A 22,268-nucleotide genomic window follows, 5' to 3' on the forward strand; every position below is an offset into this window, starting at 1 on the left:
CCGCTCGACAGGGGGCGGCAGTCAGGGGAGGAAGGACAGTGTGTCCACGACGATGACCCGCAGTGATGCAGTGCCTCGTGTCGATGTGCAACGCGACTTCGACGAGTTCTACGCTGCGGCGTTCCCGATGCTGCGATCGCAGCTCTTCGCGTATCTCGGCGACCGCGCCGAGGCGCAGGACGTCGTCCAGGAGGCGTTCTGCCGGGCGTTCGGCAAATGGAAGACGATCAGCACGTACGAGGACCCGACGGCCTGGGTCAGGCGGGTCGCGTGGAACGTGGCGACGAGCCGCTTCCGCCGCCGCCGGACCGCGCTCAACTTCCTGCGCAACCAGCGCGAGGAGCACGCCGAGGGACCCTCCCCGGACCGGATCGCCCTGGTGGCGGCGCTGGCGAAGATCCCGGCGCAGCTGCGCAAGGCAGTGGTCCTGCACTACATCGGCGAGCTGTCGGTCGCCGAGATCGCGGCGCAGGAAGACGTCGCGGAAGGCACGGTCAAGAGCTGGCTGAGCCGGGGCCGTGCGGCCCTGGGCGAGCAGCTGGCGGAGCGCAAGGGAGGTAGGAGCAATGGCTGAGTTCGACGACCTGATCAGCGGGGCCCTGGACGATTTCCGCGACACCGAGGCCGGCACTGCGGGGTTCACGCCCGGCGCGGCGACGGTGCGGGCCACGGTCAAGCGGCGCCGCACGGTGCGGCTCACCACGATGAGCGTGCTGGGGGCGTTGCTGATCGCCGCGCCCATCGCGGCCTTCGCCGCCGACCCGCACGGCAACAACCCGCCGCCCACCCCGGGTGAGTCGGTGACCACGGCCCCCGTGCCGGTTTCGCCGAGCACGTCCGCGGCGCCGTCGACCTCGCCGTCCGTCCCGGTGTCCGCCCCGCCGGACGGCAGGCTGACGGCGGCGGCGATCGGCGCGGTCAAGGTCACCATCCCGGCGTACTTCTACGACGAGTGCGCGACCAAGCAGGTCAAACTGCCGGCCAAGGACCAGCTGGAGAAGGAGCCCTGGATCGAGAAGGTGGTGTACACCGACCTCGACGGCGACCAGGCCCTCGAGACGGCCGCCCTGGTGTACTGCCGTGCCGGTGAGACGCCGTGGACGCAGGTCGTCGGCTTCGACCGGGACGCGGACGGCAACATCGTCGTCCTCGGCGCCGTCGTCGCGCACAGCCCCTACTTCGTCGTCGCCGACATCAGGGCCCGCACCGGCGGCGGCATCGTCGCCGACGTCCAGGACATCTTTCCCTGCTGTGGCGTGGACCCCGACGACGTGCGGCACCAGCAGCGCGAGTACGGCTGGGACGGCACGAAGGTCCGCCAGCTGGCCGGACCGCTGTGGTTCGGCGATCCGGGCCGGGTGACGGACCTGAAGCTCACGGTCACCGACGTGGTCCTCGGCCCGGTCGTGGACGGCAAGCGCACCGGCACGGCGAAGTTCACGGTGAAGAACAACGGCTCCAAGCCGTCCGGCCGCTTCGCCGTCAGCCTGAACTGCCTGTGGGCCTGCGGCGCCGGGCCCGCTCCCTTCGGCGACTGGGTGTTCGGCACCTACGAAGCGCCGCACGCCCCGATCGCGGCCGGCCAGCAGGTCACCGAGACGATCACCGTCACCGTGGCCGCCGACTTCACCGGGGGCACGGCCAGGGCGTCGCTGCACGTGATGGGGCTCAACGACACGAAGTCCATCGACGACCCGAATCCGGACGACAACACCGCCACGATGCGGATCCGCACGAGCTGAGCACGGACCGGCCGCCCGGGTGGACCCACCCGGGCGGCCGGCGTTCGTGTTTGTCAGACGGCGGTGCAGGTCAGCGGCGCGGGGACGCCGTTGGTGGTGGTCCAGGAGCCGAGGAACCCGAACGACGTGCTCGCGCCGGCCCCCACACTCCCGTTGTAGTTCACGTTGCGGGCGGTGACGGCCGCACCCGAGCTGGTCACGGTCGCGCTCCAGGCATTGTTGACCGTCTGGCCGTTGGTGTACGTCCAGCCGACCGTCCAACCGGAGATGGCCGCGCTCCCGGCCGTCACCTTGACCTCGGCCTGGAAGCCGCCCGGCCACTGGCCGACGATCGCGTAGGCGGCGGTGCAGGCCTTCGAGCCGCCCGGCGACGAGGACGGGCTGCGCGACGCCGACGGGGAGACCGAGGGGCTGCGCGACGGCGACACCGACACCGACGGCGAGGACGGCGCCGGGCTGGTCGTCTGGCCACTGTAGATGGACGCCTCGCGGGACGTGGCCTTCAGGCCGTTGGCGCCGTTGACGATCCGGTCGCCGAAGGTGGTCAGCTGCGCCGGGTTGAAGTTCGTCGTCATGTCCAGGATCGGGTCGCTGTTGCCGCTCCAGGACCAGGCGATCCAGCCGAGCCCACGGGCCTGCGCCTCGGACAGGATCGTCTCGTGGTCGACCTCGCCGGTGTTGAACTTCCAGCCGAACTCGCCGACGACGAGGGGCCAGCCCTTGTTCTTGAAGGCGTCGAAGTAGGCCACGATGGTCGAGGCGTTGGCGTACACGGCGTACATGTGGATCGACAGCACCGTGTTGTGCTTGGTGTCGGCGTCCAGGACGGTCTGGCCGGTGTCACGCATGACGTTCTGCCAGTCCTGGCCCCAGTTCGGGGCGTCGACCATGATGAGGTGCTCGAAGCCGTTGGTGCGCAGCTTCGCGATTGCGGCGGCGGTCGCGGCGGTCCACTGGGCCGGGTTGGTGTTGCCGATCGGCTCGTTGCCGATGTTGATGACGACGTAGTTCTCCTGGCCGACCAGGTTGGCCTTCTGGCTGATCCAGTAGTTGGCGGCCTCGTCCAGGGACGCGGCCGCGCCCTCCTCGCCGTAGCCGGTGGTGTCGTGCACCTCGAGGACGCAGATGAGCTTGTTCTGCTTGCACAGGGTGATGACGGCGGGGACGTCGTTGGACGGGCCCCAGCGCTTGCCGGTGCCGAGCACGACCCGGATCGTGTTGGCCCCGGCGGCCTTGATGGCGGCGAACGAGGAGGTCTGCCCCGTGTACCACACGTGTGGATGGTTGACGCCGCGCATGATCAGGTTCTGGCCGTTCGCCTCCACGATGTTGCGGCCGCTGATGTGCAGGCCGACGGCGGCGGACGCGGGCTGCATGAACAACACCACCGACGCGGTGACGGCGAGCATCACGGCGCCGAGAACAGCGAGTTTTCTCCTCATGGCCTACCTCGAGACGTCGGGAAGTGCGGGGCCCGTGACCCGGGACCGGCGCGGCGGACACTAGGTTCGGCCGCTGAACACTGTCAATGCGCCGGTATACCCGGCCGTCGCTGTTTCGCCGGGGTTTTCGCTGGTACGGACGTCGGCCGCGACGTGGTCCGGACCGTGAACGTTTCACGCCTTGTCCCGGGACCACGCGTTGCGGCGGCCCGGTAGATTGATCGCCAGAATGAGTGCGCGTGGTGCCTACCGGTTGACGATGCTGACGATCATCGTCGGGTGCGTGATCGTGTCCTACGTCGTGCTCGCCCGGCGGGCCGACGGGCACCCGCAGCGCCCGGGTCCGCGGCCGGCCTTCCAGCTGCCGTTCACCTGCGGCGAGTCGTGGCGGCTGACGACGTACGCCGGCCACGATGACTACGACATCGACTTCTTCTTCAACGGCGGCCCGAGCGGTGGCCGCGCGGTCCTCGCCTCCGCCGCTGGCACCGTGGCGTGGGCCGGCTGGCAGGCCACCCTGGAGAACGGCGCCGCGGCCGCGCCCGGCACCGTCGGCACCCGCGGCGGGCTGGGCTACGGCGTGATCATCGACCACGGCGGCGGCTGGTTCACCTCGTACGGTCACCTGCAGGCCCCGCCCGAGGTCAAGCAGGACCAGGTGGTGCCGCGGGGCAAGCTGCTCGGGCACGTCGGCAGGACCGGCTCGACCCAGGTCGAACACCTGCACTACGAGCAGCACGACGACACCCGGGACACCCGGCACACCCGCGGCAACGCCGACAAGGTGGAGTCCGTCTTCGACGGCGTCCCGTCCGGGATCACCAGCGACGGCAGCGCCGGCACCGGCCCGATCCGCACCGCCGGCCCGGTGTCGCCGTCCCACGACCTGACCAGCCGCAACTGCCCGTAGGCCGTTTTTGTCGTACCCGACCGGCATGATGGCGCCATGGAGATCGGGGACGTGTGGCGGGTCGTCGAGCAGGCGCGGGCCGGGTTGCCGCCCACCGCGCCGGCCGAAGAGGTCGCGGCGGCGATGGTGAAGCTGCTGAGCACGTGGGAGCCCGCCGACATCGTCGCGTTCGAGCAGCCGTTGTGGGACCTGCTGATGGTGTCCTACCGGGCCGACCTGTGGGCCGCCGCGTATGTCATCAACTGCGGCGCGTCCGACGACGGGTTCGACTACTTCCGCGGCTGGCTGGTCGCCCAGGGCCGCGACACGTTCGAGTTGGCCCTGGCCGACCCCGAGAGCCTCGCCGGGCACCCCGCCGTCATCGCCGCCGTCGCCGATGAGAACGGCCTGGAGTGCGAGGACGTCCTGGCCGTGGCCTCATACGCATACGAGCAGGTCACCGGCACGGACGAGCTGCCTGACGCGGGCTTCGTCATCGAATACCCCGGCCTCGATCCGGACTGGGACTTCGACTTCGACGACGCGGCGGAGATGCGGCGGCGGCTTCCCCGGCTCGCCGCCCTGTACGAGCACGGCGAGGGGTAGGCGGGCCACCGTTTGGTCTCGGTGGCTGGAGGCGATCGTGCTCAGTCCGGAGCGGACACGGGCGACGACCTGGTGGCCGGTCTCGCCGTCGGCGACCCGCGCGGAGGGATCCCGCTCGACTGTCCAGGCGCGCAGCACCTCCGCCGTCGAGTCCCGGGTGGTGGGACCGGTGGCGCCTTCCGCGCTGCCGATGCCGCACCTCCAGGTGCGCGGCCAACGTGATCGAAGGAGCGCTGCGGCTGTCCGGGGCCGCAGCGCTTCTTCGATCAGGCGGGCACGATCGTTGGGCTTGGCGTGCGGATTTGATGTGGGGGACGTGGGCCGCGTCGGCGCCGAGGGTCAGACGCCGGGCGGCGGTGGGGGTGGCGGGTCGACCGCGATGCCGATCTGGGCCCGGGTCGAGAAGTTGCCGGCGGCGTCGAAGGCGCGGATCGTGACGATGTACGTGCCGTAGCCCGTGTAGGGCACGTAGGCGGTGGTGTTGCCGACCAGGCTGATGACGGCGCCGTTGAGGGCCACCTCGTAGCCGGCGACGAACTGGTCGTCGGTGGCGGCGGTCCAGCCGACCGTCCAGGAGCCGTCGACCGGGCCGCGCAGGGTCAGGCCGGACGGCGGGCCGGGTGGCGTGGTGTCCGGTGGGGTGCCGAGGCCGACGACCGCGAAGGGGGAGCGGTTGCCGGCGGCGTCGACGGCCCGCACCCCGAACGACATGACCATCGGCGGTGGTGTCGGCATGCTGTAGCTCAACGTGGTGACGGTGGCCAGCGGGGCGCTGCCGGTGTTGCTGTAGATCTCGTAGGCGGTGACGGCGCGGTCGTCGGTGGACGCGTTCCAGCTGAGGGTGTAGCTGGTGGCCTGGGCGGTGCCGCGCAGCGAGGTGGGGGTGGTCGGCGGGCGGACGTCACGGGTGGTCGGCAGGCCGTCGCACGGCGCGGCGTTGAGCAGGCACCGCTGTGGCGTGCCGGACCCGGCGGCGACCCAGCCGAAGCTCGTCGAGGCGCCCGGCGCGAGGCTCGCGTTCCACGAGGCGCCGAGCGCGACGTAGTGGGTGCCGGAGTGGGTGATGGTGGCGTTCCAGAAGTGGGCGATGGTCGTGCCGGCCGGCAGGTCGAACTCGACCCGCCAGTTCGGCAGGGCCGCGGCGCCGCCGTTGGTGACGGTGTAGTGGCCCGAGTTGCCGGACGGCCAGGTGCTGTCCTGAGTGAACACGGCGGTCGGGGCGGTCGCGGCACTGGCGGGCACCGGGTTGAGCGTGATCGCGAGGACAGCGGCCGCCGCGACCGCGGCCGTCCCCGACATAAATCGACTCATGTCGATAGAGACTACGGGGTCGGCGCAAGGGTGAACCGTCGAAAGCATACCGCACCCATCGGCGTCGATCACTCGGGTGAACAGCCCTGTTGACCTGGGGTTTCTTCGTCGTACGGTGGTCGCTCCCGACGCTGGAGGTATGTGTTGCTCGATCCCGGCATGGTGACGTGGGCGCGCGTGGTGCTGCTGCAGGACCGGCCGCGACGGTACGAGCTGGTGCAGGCGTACCGCATCATGACGACAGTACGACCGGACGTGTACCGGCCCCGGCTCGCCCGGGCGCTGGGTGACCTGGTGGACGGCTTCACCCCGGCGGCCCCGGCGGACGCCGTCGAGGGCCTGCTCGACGAGGCGGCGACGGCCCTGCTGACCTGGGCCCGCGACCTGATCGGCGCGAGGACCGACGTGTTCACGGAGGTGGTGACGCGGCAGCGCAGGCGCCGCGTGGTGGACGACGGCCCCGGGTGGGATCTGCTCGCCGTGGCCGTGGCCCTGGAGGCGGCGGGCCGGGCCGACGCCGCCCTCGCCGCCGTCGAGGAGCTCATCGCCGTCGAGCGGGCGCGCCGCGTGGTGCCGCGCGGCCGGCTGGGGATCGCCCTGCTGCACTGCGCCGGCCTGCTGGAGCGCCGCGAGCGCTCCCGCGCCGCCGCGCCCCTCAGGGCCGAGGGGCAGCGGCTGCTCGCCGCGCCGGGGCAGCCACGCAGCAACGCGATCGCGGCGAAGCTCACCGGTGCACCGCCATCGGCCGGCAAGGCGAAGCGCACTCAGGGGCAGGTGCGGCCCGTGCAGGTCCGCTGACGGGCGAGCGCCGCCGACAGCGGGCCCGTCGCGGGGTCGTTGTCGGCGGAACCGTCGCGTAGGAGGTTCGTCAGCTGCCACGGGTCGCGGGCGAGGTCGTAGTACTCGCGGTCGGTCACGGCGCCCGTGTCGTCGTAGATCTCGGTGTACCGGTAGCGGTCCGGCACGTAGGTCGACGCCCAGGGCGGGATGCCGGCGCCGTTGGCCGGGTCGCGCCAGTACTCCGTGAGCAGCGCGGAGCGGTCGCCGGGCGCGAGGAGGTTCCGGCCGTCGACCTGGTAGCTCGGGGTCAGCCCGGCGGCGGCGAGCACGGTCGGGGTGATGTCCAGGTTCGCCGCCAGCCGCGGGTCACTGCCTTTCCCGACGTGCCCCGGCCAGGAGATCAACAGCGGCACGCGCTCGGCCTGCAGGTAGGGCATGAACTTCTCCTGCAGGCCGTGCTCGCCCCAGAACTTGCCGTTGTCCGACATCAGGATCACCAGGGTGTTGTCGAGCTCGCCGCGGGCCTCCAGCTGCCGGCGGATGGACTCGACCGCGTCGTCGACGGAGCGCAGCGTGCGCAGCTGGCCCTGCCGTTCCTCGGCGCCCTGCTCCTGGGTGCGGTTGAAGCGGCGCACGTATGCGGGCTTGTCACTGCGGTCGGCTTCCCTGGTCGCCGGGTTGCCCTCCCACGGGTAGCTGAGGTTCGCGTACCGCGGCTCCGGCACCTGCGGCGCGTGCGGGGCGGTGAAGCCGGCGTAGATGAACCACGGCTTGGCGTCGTCGCGTTCGTAGCGGTCGAGGTAGCGGTTGACCTGGCCGCCGATGAACGTGGTGGAGTAGGCCGCCTTGGTCGCCTGCCCGTCCACGACGAAGTCCGCGTCGACGTAGCCGCCGCCGGTCAGCGCCCACTGGTCGAAGTAGGGCGGGCGCTGGGTGATGTCCCACGTGTTGAAGAGCTTGCCGACGGCGGCGGTGCGGTAGCCGGCGGTGTGCAGCTCGTGCTGCAGCGAGCGGGTGTGGTCGAACCGGCCGACGGCGGCCTGCTGCGTGACGCGGTGGTTGTGCGCGTAGCGGCCGGACAGGATCGACGCCCGGCTCGGGCAGCAGCTCGGCGTGCTCACCATCGCGTTGGGGTAGGTGGTGCCGTGGTCGCGCAGCCAGGCCAGGGCGCGCGGCATCGCGAACGTCTGCCCGGTCCGGGCGTCGTCCATGAGCAGCAGCAGGACGTTCGGCCGCGCGGGCGCCGCGACCGCCGGCACGGGTGCCACGAGGGTGGCCGCCATCAAGATCGTCGCCAGCAACGCCCGCATCGACACTCCAGGTATTGGCTCAAACACGTTGAGCTACATACCGTAGTACGGGTTACGGGACCGCCGGGGAGATCTCCCCGTGGTACATCCCCAGGAAGGGGGCGATGAACGCGGCGACCTGACTGATCGCGAACCAGCCCACGGCAAGGGCCACGACCGCGAACAGCGCGAGCATCGGCGCTGACCAGCCGGCCGACACCACTCGCCCGACCGCTGCCGACTCGGACCTGAACCCGCTGGTGAACGCCGCCACGATGAGCAGCAGCAGGACCATCCCGCCGAACGCCCCGGTCAGCACCGGCCCGATGTACTGCGCCGTCCACGCGAAGGCGTTGTGCAGCCACGCCAGGTCGAACGGCGGATCCATGGAGGGCAGCCGCGCGCCGCGCCACCATCCCGGCCCGTAGGTCGCCAAGGGGTAGAAGACCGCGGCCGCCACCGCCGAGTGGGCCAGGGCCTGCCAGCCTTCGGCCTCGCGCCGAGGATCGGGGACCGACATCGCCACCTCCGGGGCAGGATCACCGTCGGAACCGACAGGGTAACCCGCTGTGCCGGTCGCTGGAGGCCGCCGGGTGCGTGGTTTCGCTGCAGGTGCACGATCCGGCCCGGCCTATAGTCGGGCGGTGACCCTCGACGACCAGCTGCGCGCGGCCGTTGCCAGCGGCGACGCAGCCGGTGTCGCCGCCGCCCTGGCCGCCGGCGCCGACCCCGACGCACTGGTCGACCGGGAGCGGTGGGGTGTCCTGCTCGAGTCCGCGCGGGCCGGCCGCGCGGACCTCGTCACGCTGCTGCTCGAGGCGGGCGCCACGGTCGGCGGCGTCGGACGGTACGGCGCCACACCGCTACGTGTCGCGGCCGGCGCCGGGCACGCCGGCGTGGTGCGGCTGCTGGTTGCGGCGGGCGCGTCCGCCGCCGAGCCCGACCGCCGGCAGAGCGTCCTCGGGCACGTCATCTCCGAGGTCGCCTTCCAGCCGGCGCGGGCGCTGCTGGACACGCTCGACGTGCTGCTGGAGCTGGGCGCCAACACCGGACCGCGCGAGGACCCGCCGGTGGTCGCGGCCGTGCGGGCGTCCGCGCCGCCGGCCGTCCTCCGGATCCTGTTCGACCGCGGCGCCGACCCGGACCAGCGGCGCGCGGACGGCACCCCGGCCCTCGTGCTGGCCGCCCGGCTCGGCGATCACGCCGCCGTGGACCTGCTCGTCCGGGCCGGCGCGGACGTCGACGCCACCGACCCGCGCGGCCGTTCCGCCCTCATGCACGCGGTGGAACGCAACCACCGCGCCGCCGCCGCGGTGCTGCTGCTCGCCGGTGCCGACCGGAGCCTGGCCGCCCCGGACGGGACGACCGCGCTGCGGCTGGCGCAGGCGTGGCACTGGCAGAACATCCAGTTCGCGCTCGGCGAGCGGTCGGTCGGCAGCCACGACGTGCCGGTCGCCCGGACCCTGCTGCGCCTGCACCCGGGCGAGCTGCGGCTGGAGGCCGACCCGGTCCAGTTCGAGCTCCTGGCCTCGGTCGTCGAGGCGGTCGTCGACGGGCTCGGCGACGACTGGGAACTGCGCAGCGGCCACACCGGGGCGGCGGCCCTGGCGTTCGCGGCCCGGCTGCGCAGCGACCAGGTGCCCGTCCCGCGTGCCTCGTGGCACACGGTGACCGCGTCCCGGGACGAGGTGGCCGTCGCGTGGTCGGCCCTGAACGAGTCGGCCAACGGCGACACGCGGCTGCGAGCCGCCGGTGTCAGCGTCTGGGACGTGCGGGACCTTGCCGAGGACTTCTTCGGCCAGATCCCGCACTGATGCCGGCCACGGCGTCGGCGCGCGCGGCGCACGCTGCCGGTCGCCGGAAATCCGTCGCCGCCGGGCGATGAGTCCGGTCCTCTGTCGCGGTCAGTACCGGTGACAGCGACTTTGGGGGACCTTTCGTGAGCGGTACACAACGCACAACCGTCGAACAACGCTGGGTGCTGGGGCTGACCTCGATCGGCTCGGTGGTGGTGGCGCTGGACGTCCTGGTGGTCGCGGCGGCGCTGACCACCATCCGGCACGACCTCGGCGCGACGGTGGAACAACTGGAATGGACGATGAACGCCTACAGCCTCAGCTTCGCGATGCTGATGCTGACCGCGGCGGCGCTCGGCGACCGGTGGGGGCGGCGACGCACGTTCGCGGCCGGGCTGGCGCTGTTCGGCGTCGCGTCGGTCGGCTGCGCGCTGGCGACGTCGACGGCGGCGCTGATCGCCGCGCGGGCCGTCCAGGGCATCGGTGCGGCGGTCGTGATGCCCCTCGCGATGGGGCTGCTCGGCGCCGCGTTCCCGCCCGAGCGCCGCGGCTGGGCGATCGGGGTTTTCAGCGGCCTGACCGGGCTGGCCGTGCTGAGCGGCCCGGTGATCGGCGGCGCCGTCACCGAGGGGCTCGCCTGGCAGTGGATCTTCTGGATCAACGTGCCGGTCGCCGCGGCGGCGGTTCCGCTGGTCCTGCGGCGGATCCCGGAGAGCACCGGACCGCGGCGGCGGCTCGACCCGGGTGGCGCGGTGCTGAGCACCCTGGCCGTGCTCGGCATCGTCTGGGGCGTCGTCCGTGGCGCGGAGGCGGGCTGGGGCAGCGTCGAGGTGGTCGGCTCGTTGGCGCTGGGCGGCCTGCTCCTGCTGGCGTTCCTGATCTGGCAGGTCCGGGCGCCGGAGCCGATGGTGCCGCCGGTGCACTTCCGGTCCCGGTCGTTCTCGGCCGGCAACGCCGCCGGGTTCCTGCTCACCGCGGCGCTCTTCGGCGCCGTGTTCTTCCTCGCCCAGTTCATGCAGGTCGTGTTCGGCTCCGGCCCGCTGCTCGCCGGGCTGCGGCTGCTGCCGTGGACGGCGACCCTGTTCCTGGTGGCGCCGATCGCCGGCCGGCTCGTGGACCGCGTCGGTGAACGGCCCCTGGTCGTGACCGGGCTGACGCTGCAGGCGGCCGGCATGTTCTGGATCAGCCGGGTCGACGCCGGCGCGGTCCACTACGCCGACCTGGTCGCGCCGCTCATCGTGGCCGGATGCGGCGTGTCGATGGCGATGCCGGCGACGCAGAGCGCCAGCATCGGCGCGCTGCCGCCGGGCGCGGTCGGCATCGCCTCCGGGATCTACAGCATGATGCGGCAGCTCGGCGGGGTGGTCGGGGTGGCGCTGCTGGCCGCGGTGTTCGCCGCCGCGGGCGGCTACGGCTCGTTCGCCGGCGGGTTCAGCCGGGCCCTCGCGGTCTGCGGCGTACTGTCGCTGCTGGGTGCGCTCGCGGGACTCGGCATCGGCGCCCGGCGCCGGACCGGACCGGGCGTCGCCCAGCGGGATCTGGTCCGGGAGCGGGGATGAACCTGGAGGACGAGTTCGCGCTGCACCGGGGCGAGCTGGTGGCGCACTGCTACCGGATGCTCGGCTCGCTGCACGACGCGGAGGACGCGGTGCAGGACACCTACCTGCGGGCGTGGCGCGGCTTCGCCGCCTTCGAGCGGCGCTCGTCGGTCCGGACCTGGCTCTACCGGATCGCGACCCGGGTCTGCCTCAACGCCCTGCAGCACAGCAGCCGCCGGCTGGTGCCGTCGGCGTTGGGCGCGCCCGGCAACGACCCGGACGACGTGCGCCCGCACGACCTGGAGACGCACTGGCTGGAGCCGCTGCCCGACCTGCTGATGAACGCCGACCCGGCCACGGTCGTCGGGACCCGGCAGAGCCTGCGGCTGGCGATGGTCGCGGCGCTGCAACACCTGCCGCCACGGCAGCGCGCCACGCTGATCCTGCGCGATGTGCTCGCCTGGCCGGCGGCCGAGGTGGCCGGCCTGCTCGACACCAGCACCGCGGCCGTCAACAGCTCGCTGCAGCGGGCGCGCGCCGAACTGGCCCGGCTCGCGCCCACCGAGGACGAGCTCAGCGAACCGGACGAGCCCGAGCGGCGGGCGCTGCTGGACCGCTACGCCCGGGCCTTCGAGACCGCGGACCTCGCCACCCTGGAGGGCCTGCTGACCCAGGACACCCGCTGGGAGATGCCACCGATCCCGACCTGGTTCGCGGGCCGCGACGCCGTGCTGCGGCTGCTGCGGTCGAGGATGCTGCCGGGGGAGGGGCACCGGCTCGTGGTGGAGACGGCCGCGAACGGGCAGCCCGCGTTCGCCTGGTACGTCCGGGGCCGCGACCGGGCCTTCCACGCCCACTCGATCCAGGTGCTGACCCTGACCAAGGCCGGGATCGCCGCGGTGCTGGACGTCCACCGGCCCGATCTGTTCGCCGCCTTCGGCCTCCCGATCGACCGGGGTGAGGCAACGATGTGAGCCGGCCAGGTCGTCATTGACGACAGAGGAGGCAGCATGCGTCGGCTTGCAGTTCCAGGGGTGATCGTGTCGGCGGCCGTGCTCGTCGGGCTGGCGGCGTGCGCGGCCAAGGGCCCGGACCAGCAGGCCGGCGGGCCGCAGACGCCGTCGCCGGTCCCGATCACGGCGAATCCCAGCGCCCTGCCGGTCGGCGACACCGTCCCGACCGGCATCGTGATCGGCGGCAAGGAGATGGTGCTGTACTTCTGGGGCGGATCACCCGACGAACCGCACCTGGACCACGCGTGGCGGGACCGGCGCACCGGCGCGGTCGAGGTCGACCAGCCCTGTGCCGGCGGCTACGGGTTCTTCGCCGACACCATGGTGACCGAACCGGTCCGGTGGCTCGACGTGCACCAGTGCGTCACGCCCGACGGCACGCTGATCGAGTTCGGCGCCGTGTTCGCCGAGCCCGGCCGCGTCACCGTCCAGGCCGCCGGCAGGACCGTCGAGGCGAAGTACGCCCGGTGGAGCGCCAACCCGTCGGTCACGATGTTCTGGGAGCAGCGGCAGGGCAAGCCGCTGCCGCACAACATCCCCAACGGTGAGGGCCGCACGACGCCGCTGCCGCCGGAGCAGTACCCGCTCGTCACCGCCTACGACGGCAAGGGCGCCACGATCGGCACGATCCGGATCCGCCCGTACGCGTCGGAGCAGAAGGGCGGCTGAGCGCTCAGCGGAAGATCGGGTCCCACTCCTGCCGGCGGGCGATGCTCACGCCCGGCGCCCGGTAGTACGGGTCGGCGTCGATGATCTCCGCGAACTCCGCCGCGCTCACGTCGAAGACCAGCAGCGCGCCGGACTCGTCGGAGTACGGCCCGGCGAGGACCACCTTGCCCGCGGCGTGGAGGGCCTGCAGCCGCTCACGGTGTGCCGGGCGCAGCGCGAGCCGGTCGGGACTGCCGTCGAAGGCGAGCTCAAGAAGGAACACCCGGCCATGGTAGGCCGACGGGCGGGTGTTCAGCGCACGATCACGTGGTTGGCCATGTCGACGACCGGGCGGTAGCCGAGGGCGGCGTAGATCTTGTTCGAGGTCGGGTTGGCCTGGTCGGTGAACAGGCACACCCGGTTGCCGCCGGCCAGGGCGCGGCGGGATACCTCGGCGACGGCGTTGCTGGCCCAGCCGCGTCCCCGCTCCTCCGGCGGCGTGTACACCGGGGCGACCCGGGCCACGCCGTAGAGCGGTGGCGTCACGCCCGTGAGGCACACCGGACTGCCGGTCCCGTCGAGCCAGAACCAGTACTGCTGCTCACCGATGCGGCGCAGCAGCTCCGCGCGGTCGGGCATGACGTGCACGCCGGCGCCCCGGGCCCGGCCGGCCTGCTCGTCGGCGTCGCCGAGGAACGCGTCGACCCACGGGCCGACCAGGTCGATGTCGTCCTCGGTCACGACCCTGAGGTGCCCCGGCGCGGGCCTGGGCGGGATGAGCTCGCCGAGCTCGTGCAGCCGGGTGTGGATGAGGACCTCGGCCCGGCCGCCGCCGAGGCGGGCCAGCTCCGCGGCGCACCGCTCGGCGGCCGGCAGCGCCCCGTGGACCGCGAGGGTCTCCTCGCCGCGGCCGTGCAGGGCGCGGGCCACCTCGACGGCGGCGTCGCCGGGCATCGGCAGCAGGAACAGCGGATGCGGCGGGTCCGGCGCGGTGCGCATCCCCGCCCCGACGACGGCACCGGCCGCGTCCCGCACGATCAGCCACCAGAAGTGCCGGGGCGGGCCGCCGTCCGGCCAGGTCCGGGGCCGGTGCGCGTTGGCGGTCACGACCGTGTTCAGGACCGGGTCGGCGGCCAGATGGTCACCGGCCGCGGCGAGGAACGCCGCCGTGTCGGTCGTGAACTCCAGCACGCTCATGCCGCCACCGTATCGACCGTTGTGCCGCCCCGGCTCGGAATTTCGATGGCACCATGTCCGGATGATGTTGCTGGTACCGGCCGATCCACTGCGCCCCCGCCGTCCCGACGAGCACTTCGCCGCGGAGGCCGACGCCGCCCGCGCGGCGGGGCTGGACGTGGCGGTCGTCGACCACGACGCGCTGAGCACCGCGGACGGTGCGGCCAGCGGCGTCGCCCGGGTGCCGCAGGACGCCGGCGCCGCCGTCTACCGCGGCTGGATGCTGCGCGCCGGGCAGTACACCGCGTTCGCCGGGGCGCTCGCCGGTCGTGGGGTCGGGTTGCGCACCTCCGCCGCCCAGTACCGGCAGGCGCACGAGCTGCCGGGCTGGTACGCGGCCCTGTCGGACGTCACGCCGCCGACGCGGTGGACGACCGGCGGCGACCGGGACGCGTTCGAACGGGCCGCGACGGCGCTCGGGCCCGGCCCGGCGGTCCTGCGCGACTACACGAAATCGATGAAGCACTACTGGCACGAGGCCGTGTACATCCCCGACCTCGCCGACCTGGACGCCGCGTGGGCGGTGGCGGCGCGGTTCCGGGAGCTGCGCGACGACGAGTTCACCGGCGGGTTCGTGCTGCGCCGGTTCGAGGAGTTCGGCCCGGCCGAGGTCCGCACCTGGTGGGTCGGCGGGATGTGCCGCCTCGTCGGGCCGCACCCGGACACCCCGCACGACGCACCGCCCGCCGGGCTGGACCTGTCCGCCGTCGAGCCGCTGGTGGCCGCGCTGCGCCTGCCGTTCGTCACGGTGGACCTGGCCCTGCGCGCCGACGGGGTGTGGCGGGTGATCGAGCTCGGCGACGGCCAGGTCAGCGACCGCCCCGGCACCGTCGACCCGGAGGCCTTCGTGGCTGCCGTGCGGTAGCTGGCGGATGCGCGACTCACCGGCCGCCCGGCGCGCCGGGCGCGGCGATGATGTGTCGATGGGCAGGACGCGCGAGGGCGTCGTGACGGCGGTCGTGGTCGTCGCCGCCGCGTGCCCGCTGACCTGCATCGTCGCCGGTCTCGTCGACGGTCTCGGGCCGTGGGTCCTCGCGGTCGTGGCGGTGCTCCTCGCCGGCGTCGGCTGGCTGAGGTGGCGCGAGGTCCGGGCCACCCGGGCGGAGCGGCAGGCGACGGACGCCGTGCACGAGCTGTATTCCGACGCGCTGGACCGGGCCGAACGCGGCGACCTGACCGGCGCCGCCGAACGGTTCGAGGAGGCGCTGGGCGCCGCCGGCGGCGAGGACTACACGGCCGAGCTGCTGCAGGGTCTCGCCGCCGTGCACCTCGCTCAGGGTGCCCTGGGGAGGGCGGTCGCGGTGTGGCTGACGGCGCACCGGACGCTGAACGACGAACAGGGCGCCGACGCGCTGCCGACCCTGGCCGCGGCGAACGGCCTCGCGGCGGCGCTGCTGACGCACGGCGAGCGGGAGGCGGCCGGCGAACGCTACCGCGACACCCTCGCGCGCTGCGGGCGGCTCCTCGACGACGCGCACCCGGAGTCCGTGGCGGCGCGCAACGGCGTCGCGCGGGTCACCGGGGAGCACGCCGAGGCGGCCGACCTGTACGAGCGGCTCTTCGGCCCGGCGCACCCGGACACCCGCATCGCCCGGCGGCAGGCGGCCCCCGAAGACCCGGCGACCGCCCGGCTCGCCGCCGGTGACCTGGCCGGCGCGCGGGCCCTCTCCGCGGCGGCCGTCGACGCACCGGCCGGCCTGAACGACTACGCGATGGTGCTGCGGGAGCAGCGGGACCTGATGGCGGCCTACCGCGCCTACGAGCGGGCGGCCGAGTTGAGCGACCCGCTGGACCCGGAGCATCTGGCCGCCCGCGACGGGATCGCGCGGGTGATGCTGCTGCAGGGCGACGAGGCGAACGCCGCGATCGAGCTCACCGCGGTGCTCGAGGCGTGCGTCGCCCGGCTCGGTGAGCAGCACCCCGACACGGTGGCGGCGCGGCGCAACCTCGAACGGCTCAGCGCAGCGCCTTCCTGAACCAGTGGCCGGCGTACGGGCTGTCGTTGAACCGCGGGACCTCGTGGAAGCCGTGGCGGGCGTAGAGGGCGCGGGCCTCGACCAGGTCGGTGCGGACATCGAGGCGCAGCGAGGTGACGCCGTCGGCGCGGGCCTGCCGCTCGACGACGTCCAGCAGCCTCGCGCCGAGGCCCTGCCGGCGGACGGCGCCCGACACGAAGACCCGGGTCAGCTCGCCGACGCGGACGCCGTCCTCGGTGACGTAGCGCAGGCCGATGCAGCCGGCGACGTGGTCCTCGCGGGTCGCGACCCAGAACCAGCCGGTCGGTGGCCGCAGGTCCTCGTCGGGTTCCTCGGTGAGGATGTCGTCGACCTCCGCCCCGGTCATCGGACGGTCGTAGTATCGCCCGCCGATGTCGTGGTAGTAGTCGCGCAACGCCTGGCGGGCCAGGGGCTCCTCCGGCTTCACGACGGCGACGACGAGGCCGGTGCCGGGATGTGCTGTCACCGGGCAATCATCGGCTGACCCGGTCGCGATTCGCCACCGGATTGCGGATCGGCACAGGTGCGCCATCGTGGCATGATGCGCGAGTGGTCTGAGGAGTCGAAGGGCCCCATGAACTCTGGACTGGCGGCTGAGCTCTGCTACGTCGACGCGGTGCGGCCGCGCCCGGCGGACGTGCTGTCCGGGATCCGGCGGTTCTGGCCGTCGGCCGAGCTCGTCGACGGCACGGGCCGCGGCGGCGGGCTGATGGTCGCCTTCCCGGAGCTCACCACCCTCACCGGCGACGGGGTGGACATCCGTCTGCTGGTGTCGGTCGGGCGGCCGCTGCCGCGGCCGGGTGACGCCCGCGGCCGGCGGGATCTCACCCAGACCTGGGAATGGCCGGACGCCGCGGCGACGATGGCGGCGGTGCGGCACACCGTGACGGTCACCGAGGTCTTCGGTACGTCGTTCGCCCCCGCCAACCGCGTGCGGGCGTTCACCGCGGCCGTGCGTGGTCTCGCCGAGGTCCCGGCACCGGCCGCGATCTGGTGGCCGGCGAGCGGCGTCGCGACCCCACCCGCGGCGCTGGCCGTGCGTCCCCTGGCCGGGCTGGTCAACGTGCGGCTGTTCAACGTCGCCGGCAGCCCCGGCCGGCTGCTGATGGACACCCTGGGGCTGGGCCCGCTCGGCCTGCCCGACCTCGAGTGCGTCTTCAGCGGGCTGCCCGAGGAGCATCTGGCCGCCTACCTGACCGCGCTGGCCGAGGACCTGGTCGGCGGCCGGACGATCCGGAGCGGCAGCGTGGTGCAGGGGCTGCTGCGGGACGGGCGGTGGCGGGTCACGGCCGCGACGGCCTCGGTCGACCCCGAACGGCCGGTGCTGTCGATCACGCCGGGCGCTGGAGGGCGGCGCTGAGGTCGCGGAGGAACGCGAGGGCGTCGCGGCCGTTGAGGACGCGGTGGTCGTAGGCGAGGCCGAGCTGCACCACGGTCCGCTGGGCCACCGCGCCGCCCGGGCCGAGGAACAGCTCCGTCTGGCGGCCCGCGAGGGACACGGCGCACGACGTGCCGGGCAGGACCACGGGGACGGCGTGGGTGACGTCGTCGTCGGTGTGCAGGGCGAGGAGGATGTTCGCCCCGGTGAGGTCGCCGGCCCGGAACGTGCCGCGCAGCGCGGTCATCCGGTGGGCCATCAGCCGGGTGGCGAGGTCGTGGACCAGGGTGGCCTGCACGGCGCGCAGGACCGGCACGTGCAGACCCTTGCCGACGTCGATGGTGACGCCGACGTCGGCGGTCCCGGGCACGTGCACGACGCCGGGGGCGACGAGGCGGGCGAAGCACAGCGGGTGCGTGGCCAGGAGGCCGCCGATCGCGGCGATGAGCAGCTCGGGCACGCCGACGAGGCGGCGGTGCTCGCGGGTCAGCGCCCTGGCGTGCTCGACCGCCGCGTCGAGCGGGACCTTCACGGCGACGAACGCGGCCGGCACGGTGCGGTGCGACTCGGCGACGACGACGCCGACGGCCCGCTGCGCCGCGGTGAGCTCGACCCGCCGCCCGCCACCCGAAACGTCCGGCTCCGGACCGGCCACGTCCGGCACCTCCGGACCTGCCACGTGCGGCCCCAGGGCGGCGACGTGCGGCCCCAGGGCGGCGACGTGCGGCCCCAGGGCGGCGACGTGCGGCTCCGGGGTGGTGACGTCCGGGCCCAGCGCGGCGAGGTCGGCGACCCGGACGACCTTGCGCCCGAGCGCGCGCACGGCGGCGACGGGGATGCCCCGCTCCGCCATCGCCCGCAACGCCGGCTCCGTGATGACCGGCCCGCCGCCCGCGCCGGGATCCGGGGCCAGGAACCGGTCCCGGTCCGCCGCCGACGCGAACAGCCGCCCGATCGCCGCGCCCACCGCGCACTCCGCCCCGACGGCGACGAGGTGGTGCAGCACGCCGTCGCCCGGGCTCGGCAGGTCCTCCGCCGCCTTCGACGTCTCCACCGTCGCGACCGGCTCACCCGCGCCGACCACCGTGCCCGCCGGGACGAGCCACTCGACCAGGGTGTACGCGGTGTCGTTGGCGTTGAGTTTCGGCACCAGGATCTCGGTCATCGATGTGCCTCCAGCACGGCCCGCACGATGGTCTCCGCCTGCACGAGCACCTCGCGTTCCAGATGGGCGGCGGTCGGGATGACGCCGTCGGCGGCCTGGCAGAGCCGGACGGGACCGGACGACGTGCCCCACAGCGCCCGCTGCAGCCGGTAGGCGACCTCGGTCCCCCAGGCCGCGCCCGGCGGTCCGTCCTCGACCACGACCACCCGGCTCGTCGACGTTGCCGCCTCCAGCAGAGGGTCGAGGTCGAGCGGGTGGAGCCGGGCCGGGACGAGCAGGCGGCCGCTCAGTTCGTACCGCAGCAGCAACGAGCGCATCGCGACGGTGGCGCGTCCGGTCAGCCCGCCGGGGGCGACGATCAGGTAGTCGTCGGCGGGGATGTCGTCGTCGACGCGGACGTGCGCGGTAAAGCCGTGGTGCGTGACGCGGAACAGGTCGTCGGGGCGCAGCGGCGCGGCGTAGAGGGTCTTGTCCTCGAAGAGCAGCGACGGCCGGCCGCTGCCGAGCAGCTCCCGTAGCAGCGCGACCGGGTCGTGCAGCGGGCTCAGCTCGTACACGTCGAGGCCGGGCACGCCGATGAAGTGCTTCTGCGGGCTCTGGCTGTGGGTCGGGCCGTAGCCGCGGTTGCCGCCGGTCGGGCAGCGCACCACGACCGGCATCGGCACGGGGTGGCCGTACATCGTGGTGGACTTGGCGGCGAAGTTGACGATCTGGTCGAAGGCGAGCGCGACGAAGTCGGCGAACATCATCTCGACGATCGCCTTGTCGCCGGCGAGGGCGAGCCCGTTGGCGACGCCGACGATGCCGGCCTCGCTGATCGGGGTGGTGATGACCTGCCGCGGGAAGCGGGTGGACAGCCCGCGGGTGATGCCGAAGGCGCCGCCGTAGGGGTCGGCGATGTCCTCGCCGAGCAGGTACAGCGCCGGGTCCTCGGCCAGGAGCGTGCCGAGGGCGGCGTTCAGCGCGTCGCCGACCCGCCGGTGCGCCGTCATCGCCGCTCCCGCACGGGTGCCCGCCCGGTCACGTCGCGCACCACCGCGGCGATCCGGTCGCGCTGCTCGGCGTCGAGGTCCGTGAAGCGCGGCCCGAGCGTCGCGGCGTACCGGGTGTGCCAGTCGGCCGCCCGCAGCTGGTCGACCTCCACGGTGGAGCGTGGGTCGTCGCCCTTGCTGTGCGGGCCGAGGCGCCGGGTCGCGAACTCCACGACGAGGGGGCCGCCGCCGTCGCGGACCCGGGTGAGGGGCTTGTCCAGCAGGTCCCGCATGTCCGTCACGTCGTCGGCGGGCACGTACAGGTACGCGGCGCCGAACGCGTCGGCGCGCGCGGCGATCGTGCCGGCCAGCTGCGCCGCGGTCGGGGTGGACTGCGCGATGCCGTTGTGCTCCACGGCGACGAGCAGCGGCAGCCGCCACAGCGCCGCCATGTTCAGGGCCTCGTACACCGCGCCCTCGCCCCACGTGCCGTCGCCGATGTGGACGCAGGCGAGGCGGCCGGGCTCGTGGTGGGCGAGGTGCAGGGCGGTGCCCGCGGCGACGGGGAGGCTCTCGCCCTGCACGCCGGTGGACAGGTACCTGCCCCGCTTGAGGTGCTGGCTGCCGCCGACCCCGCCGCAGACCGCGCCCTCCCGGCCCATGATCTCGGCGAGCAGGCCGGCCGGGTCGCCGAACCGGGCGAGGTAGTGCCCGTGGCCGCGATGGTTGCTGAACACGAAGTCGTCGGGGTGCAGCAGCGGGCGCAGCGCGACCGGGACCGGCTCCTGGCCGAGGCAGGTGTGGGTGGTGCCGGACAGCAGCCCTTGGGCGAACAGGTCGAGCAGCGCGGTCTCGAAGTGCCGGATGAGCAGCAGCAGCCGCAGGTCGTCGTCGTTCACGCGGACCGCCGGGCGAGCAGCACGGCCAGGGCGCGCTGCCGCGCCGGGTCGACGGCCTCGAGATACCGTGCGAACGCGCCCGGCTGCAGGCCGCCGGCGAACGCTCCCGCCGCCTCCCGTCCGGTCGCGGCGATCGACGCGTGGTGCCGGTCGTCCGTCAGCAGGCGCCGCAGCGCGGCCAGCCACGGGCCGAGGTCCTGCGGCGGCAGCTCCGGCTCCGGGTACGGCGCGTCCGGCCGCTGCGGCAGGTACCGGCTGATCGGTGTGACCGGCAGCAGGTACGGCACGCCGAGCTTCGCCTCGCCGAGCCCGCCGACGTCGGCGGCGAGGACGGGCACGCCGTGCAGCATCGCCTCGACCGCGGTGTAGCCGAACGTCTCGTCCCACAGTGACGGCATGAGCAGCACCCGGCTGCGGGCGTACACGGCGGCGAGGTCGTCGGCGGGCGGCACGATCGTGATGTTCGGCCGGCGGGCCAGCGCCGCCCGGTCGTCGGCGGTGGTGCCCCATGTGGGCACGGCCAGGAACGGCACGTCCGGGCAGGCGTCGGCGAGCCCGAGCAGGATCGGCAGTCCCTTGTATCCGCACGGGTTCACCATCGTGACCGCGCCGCCGGTGCTCGCCGGCCACGGCCCGGTGCCGTAGACCGGCGGGTGGATGAGCGTCGCGTCGAGGCCGCCGTGGACCCGGACGTAGTCGCGGGCGGCGCGGCTGACGGCGACCACCCCGGCGGCGCGGCGCAGGAGGCGCAGCCCCGACGCCTGAGGGTAGAACGCGCGCGGGCCGAACGGCAGCTGTTGCAGCGTGTGCACCAGGTACACGACCCGGTCGGGGGTGGCGCGCAGCGCGGTGCCGAGCATCAGCAGGCCCGGATCGTCGGACGGGACCAGGGTCCGGTCGGGCGCCTCGGCGGCGGCGACGGCGAGGACGTGCGCGGCGAGCCGGGCCGGCGCGGTGACGGCGTGGACGGTCACCCCGCGGTGCGTGTAGACGACGGCGTCGCCGGCCCGCCGGGCGTCGGTGACGCCGCGCCCGGCCAGCTCGGCGAGGAGGTCCTCGACGGTGAGCCGGTGTTCGGTGGCGTGCAGCGGCGTCACCGCGACGCAGCGGTGCCCGCGGGCGGCGAGCTCCTCCAGGAGGATCCGGTTGGACCGGTTGGCGCCGCCGTGGCTGGGCAGATACCGCATGTTCTGCGCCAGCAGAACCGTCAGGCCGGCCATCTACTCCGCCTGGGCCAGTAGCGCCGCGATCTCGTCGTCGGACATGCCGTCCAGCTCGGCCATGACCGCCGCCAGGTCGTCGGGCGCGAGCCCGTCGAGCTGTGCCTGGGTGATCGCCCGGGCCGCCGCCGCGACGGTCAGGTCCGTCTCGAACAGCGTGTCGACGGGCACCTCGACGCCCATCGTCTCCTGGACCCGGGCCAGGAACGCGACCAGGGTCAGGGACTGGCCGCCGAGGACGAAGAAGTCGTCGTCGACCGACGTGGCGGGCAGCCCGAGGTCCGCCCAGATGCGCAGGACCGCGGCCTCGGTGGTGTCGGGGGTGGGCGCTGTCATGGTCGGTCTCCT

General features: G+C 73.8%; 24 protein-coding genes and 1 pseudogene. 12 read left to right on the forward strand and 13 right to left on the reverse strand.

Annotation, left to right across the window (positions count from 1 at the left end; translation table 11 throughout):
• Positions 1-52: 52 nt before the first annotated feature.
• Positions 53-574: a SigE family RNA polymerase sigma factor gene (locus Dsi01nite_RS39485; RefSeq protein ID WP_203851541.1), complete on the forward strand. Its 522-nt coding sequence runs from the start codon at positions 53-55 to the stop codon at positions 572-574.
• A complete protein-coding gene (locus Dsi01nite_RS39490) occupies positions 567-1,742 on the forward strand; it encodes a hypothetical protein (RefSeq protein WP_203851501.1) in 1,176 nt (391 codons plus the stop codon). The genes Dsi01nite_RS39485 and Dsi01nite_RS39490 overlap by 8 nt, the downstream gene beginning before the upstream one ends.
• 53 nt (positions 1,743-1,795) lie before the next feature.
• Here Dsi01nite_RS39490 and Dsi01nite_RS39495 read toward each other — a convergent pair whose 3' ends face one another.
• Complete coding sequence (locus tag Dsi01nite_RS39495; RefSeq protein ID WP_203851502.1) at positions 1,796-3,184, reverse strand: cellulase family glycosylhydrolase; 1,389 nt, start codon at positions 3,182-3,184, stop codon at positions 1,796-1,798.
• A 229-nt stretch (positions 3,185-3,413) separates the two neighbouring features.
• On the opposite strand from Dsi01nite_RS39495, the gene Dsi01nite_RS39500 reads away from it, so the two are divergent.
• The gene (locus Dsi01nite_RS39500) at positions 3,414-4,094 is read left to right on the forward strand and encodes a peptidoglycan DD-metalloendopeptidase family protein (protein ID WP_239136505.1); all 681 of its coding nucleotides are present in this window, start codon (positions 3,414-3,416) and stop codon (positions 4,092-4,094) included.
• Between the two features lie 36 nt (positions 4,095-4,130).
• A complete protein-coding gene (locus Dsi01nite_RS39505; RefSeq protein ID WP_203851503.1) occupies positions 4,131-4,679 on the forward strand; it encodes a DUF4240 domain-containing protein in 549 nt (182 codons plus the stop codon).
• A gap of 15 nt (positions 4,680-4,694) precedes the next feature.
• Here the strand turns inward: Dsi01nite_RS39505 and Dsi01nite_RS58985 are convergent.
• Together Dsi01nite_RS58985 and Dsi01nite_RS39515 are read right to left on the reverse strand one after the other, a co-directional pair.
• A pseudogene (locus Dsi01nite_RS58985) lies at positions 4,695-4,949 on the reverse strand (hypothetical protein); the annotation flags it as partial.
• A 69-nt stretch (positions 4,950-5,018) separates the two neighbouring features.
• Complete coding sequence (locus tag Dsi01nite_RS39515; protein ID WP_203851504.1) at positions 5,019-5,990, reverse strand: cellulose binding domain-containing protein; 972 nt, start codon at positions 5,988-5,990, stop codon at positions 5,019-5,021.
• 159 nt (positions 5,991-6,149) lie between these two features.
• On the opposite strand from Dsi01nite_RS39515, the gene Dsi01nite_RS39520 reads away from it, so the two are divergent.
• Positions 6,150-6,788: a hypothetical protein gene (locus Dsi01nite_RS39520; protein ID WP_203851505.1), complete on the forward strand. Its 639-nt coding sequence runs from the start codon at positions 6,150-6,152 to the stop codon at positions 6,786-6,788.
• Here the strand turns inward: Dsi01nite_RS39520 and Dsi01nite_RS39525 are convergent.
• Complete coding sequence (locus Dsi01nite_RS39525; protein WP_203851506.1) at positions 6,755-8,080, reverse strand: sulfatase family protein; 1,326 nt, start codon at positions 8,078-8,080, stop codon at positions 6,755-6,757. The two genes, Dsi01nite_RS39520 and Dsi01nite_RS39525, sit on opposite strands and share 34 nt — an antisense overlap.
• Before the next feature lie 52 nt (positions 8,081-8,132).
• The gene (locus tag Dsi01nite_RS39530) at positions 8,133-8,579 is read right to left on the reverse strand and encodes a hypothetical protein (protein WP_203851507.1); all 447 of its coding nucleotides are present in this window, start codon (positions 8,577-8,579) and stop codon (positions 8,133-8,135) included.
• A gap of 124 nt (positions 8,580-8,703) precedes the next feature.
• Here Dsi01nite_RS39530 and Dsi01nite_RS39535 point away from each other — a divergent pair, with 124 nt between their 5' ends.
• The 4 genes from Dsi01nite_RS39535 to Dsi01nite_RS39550 all read left to right on the forward strand — a co-directional run bounded on the left by Dsi01nite_RS39535 (position 8,704) and on the right by Dsi01nite_RS39550 (position 13,075).
• Positions 8,704-9,873 carry an ankyrin repeat domain-containing protein gene (locus Dsi01nite_RS39535; protein WP_203851508.1) on the forward strand — a complete coding sequence of 390 codons (1,170 nt, stop codon included), beginning with the start codon at positions 8,704-8,706 and terminating at the stop codon, positions 9,871-9,873.
• Positions 9,874-9,998: 125 nt separating this feature from the next.
• Positions 9,999-11,414, forward strand: coding sequence for an MFS transporter (locus Dsi01nite_RS39540; RefSeq protein ID WP_203851509.1), 1,416 nt, complete (start codon positions 9,999-10,001; stop codon positions 11,412-11,414).
• Positions 11,411-12,367, forward strand: a complete 957-nt coding sequence (locus Dsi01nite_RS39545; protein WP_203851510.1) for a sigma-70 family RNA polymerase sigma factor — start codon at positions 11,411-11,413, stop codon at positions 12,365-12,367. The genes Dsi01nite_RS39540 and Dsi01nite_RS39545 overlap by 4 nt, the downstream gene beginning before the upstream one ends.
• A gap of 36 nt (positions 12,368-12,403) precedes the next feature.
• Positions 12,404-13,075 carry a hypothetical protein gene (locus Dsi01nite_RS39550; protein WP_203851511.1) on the forward strand — a complete coding sequence of 224 codons (672 nt, stop codon included), beginning with the start codon at positions 12,404-12,406 and terminating at the stop codon, positions 13,073-13,075.
• A 4-nt stretch (positions 13,076-13,079) separates the two neighbouring features.
• Here the strand turns inward: Dsi01nite_RS39550 and Dsi01nite_RS39555 are convergent, their stop codons facing one another.
• The gene (locus Dsi01nite_RS39555) at positions 13,080-13,337 is read right to left on the reverse strand and encodes a YciI family protein (protein ID WP_203851512.1); all 258 of its coding nucleotides are present in this window, start codon (positions 13,335-13,337) and stop codon (positions 13,080-13,082) included.
• Between the two features lie 29 nt (positions 13,338-13,366).
• The gene (locus tag Dsi01nite_RS39560) at positions 13,367-14,251 is read right to left on the reverse strand and encodes a GNAT family N-acetyltransferase (protein ID WP_203851513.1); all 885 of its coding nucleotides are present in this window, start codon (positions 14,249-14,251) and stop codon (positions 13,367-13,369) included.
• A gap of 61 nt (positions 14,252-14,312) precedes the next feature.
• On the opposite strand from Dsi01nite_RS39560, the gene Dsi01nite_RS39565 reads away from it, so the two are divergent.
• Complete coding sequence (locus Dsi01nite_RS39565; protein WP_203851514.1) at positions 14,313-15,155, forward strand: ATP-grasp domain-containing protein; 843 nt, start codon at positions 14,313-14,315, stop codon at positions 15,153-15,155.
• 58 nt (positions 15,156-15,213) lie between these two features.
• On the forward strand, positions 15,214-16,266 hold the full coding sequence (locus Dsi01nite_RS39570; protein ID WP_203851515.1) for a tetratricopeptide repeat-containing protein: 1,053 nt from the start codon (positions 15,214-15,216) through the stop codon (positions 16,264-16,266).
• On the opposite strand, the gene Dsi01nite_RS39575 is transcribed toward Dsi01nite_RS39570, so the two are convergent.
• Entirely contained in the window at positions 16,247-16,753 is a 507-nt protein-coding gene (locus Dsi01nite_RS39575) for a GNAT family N-acetyltransferase (protein ID WP_239136506.1), read from the reverse strand. The two genes, Dsi01nite_RS39570 and Dsi01nite_RS39575, sit on opposite strands and share 20 nt — an antisense overlap.
• A gap of 108 nt (positions 16,754-16,861) precedes the next feature.
• Here Dsi01nite_RS39575 and Dsi01nite_RS39580 point away from each other — a divergent pair, with 108 nt between their 5' ends.
• A complete protein-coding gene (locus Dsi01nite_RS39580) occupies positions 16,862-17,647 on the forward strand; it encodes a DUF4261 domain-containing protein (RefSeq protein WP_203851517.1) in 786 nt (261 codons plus the stop codon).
• Here the strand turns inward: Dsi01nite_RS39580 and Dsi01nite_RS39585 are convergent.
• From Dsi01nite_RS39585 to Dsi01nite_RS39605, 5 genes are read right to left on the reverse strand one after another with little or no spacing between them, the layout of a single operon-like run.
• Entirely contained in the window at positions 17,619-18,830 is a 1,212-nt protein-coding gene (locus Dsi01nite_RS39585) for a 2-oxo acid dehydrogenase subunit E2 (RefSeq protein ID WP_203851518.1), read from the reverse strand. The two genes, Dsi01nite_RS39580 and Dsi01nite_RS39585, sit on opposite strands and share 29 nt — an antisense overlap.
• Positions 18,827-19,822 (reverse strand): alpha-ketoacid dehydrogenase subunit beta, encoded by a 996-nt coding sequence (locus tag Dsi01nite_RS39590; protein WP_203851519.1) that lies wholly within the window; start codon positions 19,820-19,822, stop codon positions 18,827-18,829. The genes Dsi01nite_RS39585 and Dsi01nite_RS39590 overlap by 4 nt, the downstream gene beginning before the upstream one ends.
• Positions 19,819-20,700, reverse strand: a complete 882-nt coding sequence (locus Dsi01nite_RS39595; protein WP_203851520.1) for a thiamine pyrophosphate-dependent dehydrogenase E1 component subunit alpha — start codon at positions 20,698-20,700, stop codon at positions 19,819-19,821. Before Dsi01nite_RS39595 ends, Dsi01nite_RS39590 begins: the two co-directional genes overlap by 4 nt.
• Positions 20,697-21,920 (reverse strand): glycosyltransferase family 4 protein, encoded by a 1,224-nt coding sequence (locus Dsi01nite_RS39600; protein ID WP_203851521.1) that lies wholly within the window; start codon positions 21,918-21,920, stop codon positions 20,697-20,699. The genes Dsi01nite_RS39595 and Dsi01nite_RS39600 overlap by 4 nt, the downstream gene beginning before the upstream one ends.
• Positions 21,921-22,256, reverse strand: coding sequence for a phosphopantetheine-binding protein (locus tag Dsi01nite_RS39605; protein ID WP_203851522.1), 336 nt, complete (start codon positions 22,254-22,256; stop codon positions 21,921-21,923).
• Between the last annotated feature and the right edge of the window lie 12 nt (positions 22,257-22,268).

The sequence above is a fragment of the Dactylosporangium siamense genome (genome assembly GCF_016862795.1).
In the GTDB taxonomy this organism is placed as follows: Bacteria; Actinomycetota; Actinomycetes; order Mycobacteriales; family Micromonosporaceae; genus Dactylosporangium; species Dactylosporangium siamense.

Bases quoted from the DNA above. Each gene is read 5' to 3' on its own strand.
- Dsi01nite_RS39580 (WP_203851517.1), top strand. From the start codon at position 16,862: ATGAACTCTGGACTGGCGGCTGAGCTCTGCTACGTCGACGCGGTGCGG.
- Dsi01nite_RS39525 (WP_203851506.1), bottom strand. From the start codon at position 8,080: ATGCGGGCGTTGCTGGCGACGATCTTGATGGCGGCCACCCTCGTGGCA.
- Dsi01nite_RS39590 (WP_203851519.1), bottom strand. From the start codon at position 19,822: ATGACGGCGCACCGGCGGGTCGGCGACGCGCTGAACGCCGCCCTCGGC.
- Dsi01nite_RS39500 (WP_239136505.1), top strand. From the start codon at position 3,414: ATGAGTGCGCGTGGTGCCTACCGGTTGACGATGCTGACGATCATCGTC.
- Dsi01nite_RS39485 (WP_203851541.1), top strand. From the start codon at position 53: ATGACCCGCAGTGATGCAGTGCCTCGTGTCGATGTGCAACGCGACTTC.
- Dsi01nite_RS39605 (WP_203851522.1), bottom strand. From the start codon at position 22,256: ATGACAGCGCCCACCCCCGACACCACCGAGGCCGCGGTCCTGCGCATC.
- Dsi01nite_RS39565 (WP_203851514.1), top strand. From the start codon at position 14,313: ATGATGTTGCTGGTACCGGCCGATCCACTGCGCCCCCGCCGTCCCGAC.
- Dsi01nite_RS39585 (WP_203851518.1), bottom strand. From the start codon at position 18,830: ATGACCGAGATCCTGGTGCCGAAACTCAACGCCAACGACACCGCGTAC.
- Dsi01nite_RS39530 (WP_203851507.1), bottom strand. From the start codon at position 8,579: ATGTCGGTCCCCGATCCTCGGCGCGAGGCCGAAGGCTGGCAGGCCCTG.
- Dsi01nite_RS39600 (WP_203851521.1), bottom strand. From the start codon at position 21,920: ATGGCCGGCCTGACGGTTCTGCTGGCGCAGAACATGCGGTATCTGCCC.
- Dsi01nite_RS39495 (WP_203851502.1), bottom strand. From the start codon at position 3,184: ATGAGGAGAAAACTCGCTGTTCTCGGCGCCGTGATGCTCGCCGTCACC.
- Dsi01nite_RS39505 (WP_203851503.1), top strand. From the start codon at position 4,131: ATGGAGATCGGGGACGTGTGGCGGGTCGTCGAGCAGGCGCGGGCCGGG.
- Dsi01nite_RS39550 (WP_203851511.1), top strand. From the start codon at position 12,404: ATGCGTCGGCTTGCAGTTCCAGGGGTGATCGTGTCGGCGGCCGTGCTC.
- Dsi01nite_RS39570 (WP_203851515.1), top strand. From the start codon at position 15,214: ATGGGCAGGACGCGCGAGGGCGTCGTGACGGCGGTCGTGGTCGTCGCC.
- Dsi01nite_RS39515 (WP_203851504.1), bottom strand. From the start codon at position 5,990: ATGAGTCGATTTATGTCGGGGACGGCCGCGGTCGCGGCGGCCGCTGTC.
- Dsi01nite_RS39520 (WP_203851505.1), top strand. From the start codon at position 6,150: ATGGTGACGTGGGCGCGCGTGGTGCTGCTGCAGGACCGGCCGCGACGG.
- Dsi01nite_RS39545 (WP_203851510.1), top strand. From the start codon at position 11,411: ATGAACCTGGAGGACGAGTTCGCGCTGCACCGGGGCGAGCTGGTGGCG.
- Dsi01nite_RS39560 (WP_203851513.1), bottom strand. From the start codon at position 14,251: ATGAGCGTGCTGGAGTTCACGACCGACACGGCGGCGTTCCTCGCCGCG.
- Dsi01nite_RS39490 (WP_203851501.1), top strand. From the start codon at position 567: ATGGCTGAGTTCGACGACCTGATCAGCGGGGCCCTGGACGATTTCCGC.